This window comes from Serratia sp. (in: enterobacteria) (assembly GCF_046715635.1).
Taxonomy (GTDB): domain Bacteria; phylum Pseudomonadota; class Gammaproteobacteria; order Enterobacterales; family Enterobacteriaceae; genus Chania.
Genome location: NZ_JBKJYW010000542.1, coordinates 1 through 3,402, shown reverse-complemented (window position 1 = coordinate 3,402; position 3,402 = coordinate 1). Strand labels below are relative to the sequence as shown.

At 55.9% G+C, this 3,402-nt stretch carries 2 protein-coding genes; both read left to right on the top strand.

Annotated elements, in window-relative coordinates:
* The first annotated feature begins 14 nt into the window (after positions 1-14).
* Positions 15-1,160 carry an acetylornithine deacetylase gene (gene argE, locus ACLQ7H_RS28190; protein WP_411755524.1) on the top strand — a complete coding sequence of 382 codons (1,146 nt, stop codon included), beginning with the start codon at positions 15-17 and terminating at the stop codon, positions 1,158-1,160.
* 315 nt (positions 1,161-1,475) lie between these two features.
* Positions 1,476-3,402 (top strand): phosphoenolpyruvate carboxylase (gene ppc / locus ACLQ7H_RS28185; RefSeq protein ID WP_411755523.1); only part of this gene is annotated, 1,927 nt, incomplete at its 3' end.

Below are 3,402 nucleotides of genomic sequence, written 5' to 3'. Positions count from 1 at the left end.
TGTCAACAGTGAAGATGAAATTACCTCCATTTATTGAGCTGTACCGGGCGTTGATCGCCACTCCGTCGATCAGCGCCACCGATGGCGCCCTCGATCAGAGTAATGAAGCATTAATCAACTTGCTGGCTGGCTGGTTCAACGATTTGGGCTTCCGCGTCGACGTGCAGCCCGTGCCGGACACCCGCAACAAATTCAACCTGCTGGCCAGCCTCGGTGAAGGCAGCGGCGGCCTGCTGCTGGCGGGCCATACCGACACGGTACCCTACGATCAGGGGCGCTGGACGCGAGATCCTTTTACCCTGACCGAGCACGACAACAAGCTGTACGGGCTGGGTACTGCTGACATGAAGGGCTTCTTCGCCTTTATCCTGGATGCGGTACGCGATATCGATGCCAGCAAGCTAACCAAACCGCTACACATCCTGGCCACCGCTGATGAAGAAACGACGATGGCTGGCGCACGTTACTTTGCTGCCTCCAGCAAAATCCGCCCGGACTTTGCCATCATCGGCGAGCCAACCTCGCTGCAACCGGTACGCGCGCACAAAGGCCATATCTCCAGTGCGATCCGCATCGTTGGCCAGTCGGGCCATTCGAGCGATCCGGCGCGCGGCGTCAATGCCATCGATCTGATGCATGAGTCCATCGGGCATCTGATGGAATTGCGTAAAACGCTACAGGAGCGCTACAACAACCCGGCGTTTGCGGTGCCTTACCCAACCATGAACTTTGGCCATATCAGCGGTGGCGATGCGGCTAACCGTATCTGTGCCTGCTGTGAACTGCATATGGATATCCGTCCGCTGCCGGGGATGACGCTGGATAACATCAACGAACTCCTGCACGAAGCGCTGGCGCCGGTAAGCCAACGTTGGCCGGGCCGTTTGACGATCGATGAGCTGCATCCGCCGATCCCAGGCTACGAATGCCCAACTGACCATCACATGGTGGCGGTGATTGAAAAACTGCTGGGTTCACGCACCGAAGTGGTCAATTACTGCACCGAAGCACCGTTCGTCCAGGAAGTATGCCCAACGCTGGTGCTCGTCCCAGGTTCGATCAACCAGGCGCATCAGCCGGATGAATATCTGGATACCACGTTTATTGAACCAACGCGTAAGCTGCTGGGTCAGATGGTCGACCATTTCTGCCGGCAATAAACCTTAATAACAACAGGGGAATGGGTTACCCTTCCCTAGCTATTAAGACGTAGTGATTTAAGCCGATAAGCCAGACTGATAACCGGCAGCGCGTAATTAAATTTCAGAAAATACGCCGAATTTGATGTTTTTTTGCTAAAAATAGTGTCAATTGATGATTGGACAGGCACGTGATCGGCTAAAACCGGCAGGCTGCGACGGCACGTGAAATTTACTTACAAGATGAAAAATCACGTACTCATCGTGTTCAGGTCGTGGTGAAAAACACCACGATCGGAGGATGATAAGTATGCAAAGAACTGGGTCAGGGATTATATGAACGAACAATATTCGGCAATGCGAAGTAATGTCAGTATGCTCGGCAAACTGCTAGGCGATACCATTAAAGAAGCGCTGGGCGAGCATATTCTCGATCGCGTTGAAACTATCCGTAAGCTTTCCAAATCTTCACGTGCCGGTAACGAGGCGCATCGTCAGGAGCTGCTCTCCACGCTGCAGAACCTGTCCAACGATGAGCTGCTGCCCGTTGCCCGCGCTTTCAGCCAATTCCTTAACCTGACCAACGTTGCTGAGCAATACCACAGCATCTCGCCGCACGGCGAAGCGGCCAGCAACCCGGAAGCCTTGGCGCAGTTGTTTACCAAACTGAAAGACAACAAGCTGGACAACAAACAGCTGCAAAAGGCGGTGGACGATCTTTCCATCGAGCTGGTCCTGACCGCTCACCCAACGGAAATTACCCGCCGCACCCTGATCCACAAGCTGGTTGAGGTGAACACCTGTCTGAGCCAGTTGGACCATAACGATCTGGCCGACTACGAGCGCAATAAAATCATGCGCCGTCTGCGCCAGTTGGTCGCACAGTCCTGGCATACCGACGAGATCCGCAAGAATCGTCCCTCCCCGGTCGATGAAGCCAAATGGGGCTTTGCCGTGGTGGAAAACAGCCTGTGGGAAGGCGTACCGGCCTTCCTGCGCGAATTCAACGAACAACTGGAAAATTCCATCGATTACCGCCTGCCGGTAGAAGCCGTACCTATCCGCTTTACCTCCTGGATGGGCGGCGACCGCGACGGTAACCCGAACGTGACCGCTGAAATCACCCGTCACGTGCTGTTGCTAAGCCGCTGGAAGGCCTGCGATCTGTTCACCCGTGATATTCAGGTGCTGGTTTCCGAACTGTCGATGACCGAATGTACCCCGGAACTGCGGGAATTGGCCGGTGGTGACGAAGTACAAGAACCTTATCGCGAATTGATGAAGCAACTGCGCAGCCAGTTGATGAGCTCCCAGGCCTACCTTGAAGGCCGCCTGAAAGGAGAACGCGTCCTGCGTCCGCACGATCTGCTGGAAAATAACGAGCAGCTGTGGGAACCGCTATACGCCTGCTACCAATCTTTGGTGGCCTGTGGCATGAGCATTATCGCCAACGGCCAACTGCTGGACACCTTGCGCCGCGTGCGCTGCTTTGGCGTGCCGCTGGTACGCATCGATGTACGTCAGGAAAGTACCCGCCATACCGAAGCCATTGCCGAACTTACCCGCTATCTGGGCCTGGGGGATTATGAAAGCTGGTCAGAAGCCGACAAACAGGCGTTCCTGATCCGTGAACTGAACTCCAAGCGTCCGCTGGTGCCGCTGAAGTGGGAGCCGAGTGCAGACACTCAGGAAGTGCTGGAAACCTGCAAGGTGGTCGCCGAAGCGCCACAAGGTTCGATCGCCGCCTACGTCATTTCCATGGCACGTACCCCGTCCGATGTCTTGGCCGTGCACCTGTTATTGAAGGAGACTGGTTGCCCATTCGCGCTACCGGTGGCCCCACTGTTCGAAACCCTCGACGATCTGAACAACGCCGAGGACGTGATGACCCAGTTGCTGAACATCGACTGGTATCGCGGCTTTATTCAGGGCAAACAGATGGTCATGATCGGCTATTCCGACTCGGCAAAAGATGCTGGCGTGATGGCTGCCTCCTGGGCGCAATACCGTGCACAGGACGCACTGATCAAAACCTGTGAGAAGGCCGGAGTGGCGCTAACGCTGTTCCATGGCCGTGGTGGCTCAATTGGCCGTGGTGGCGCACCTGCGCACGCCGCTCTGCTCTCACAACCACCAGGCAGCCTGAAAGGTGGCCTACGCGTGACCGAACAGGGCGAGATGATCCGCTTTAAATTCGGCCTGCCAGAAGTCACCATCAGCAGCCTGGCGCTGTACGCCGGTGCGGTGTTGGAAGCCAACCTGC

What these genes read in the sequence shown, in the direction of transcription:
- argE (WP_411755524.1), top strand. Translation starts at nt 15, where the DNA reads ATGAAATTACCTCCATTTATTGAGCTGTACCGGGCGTTGATCGCCACT.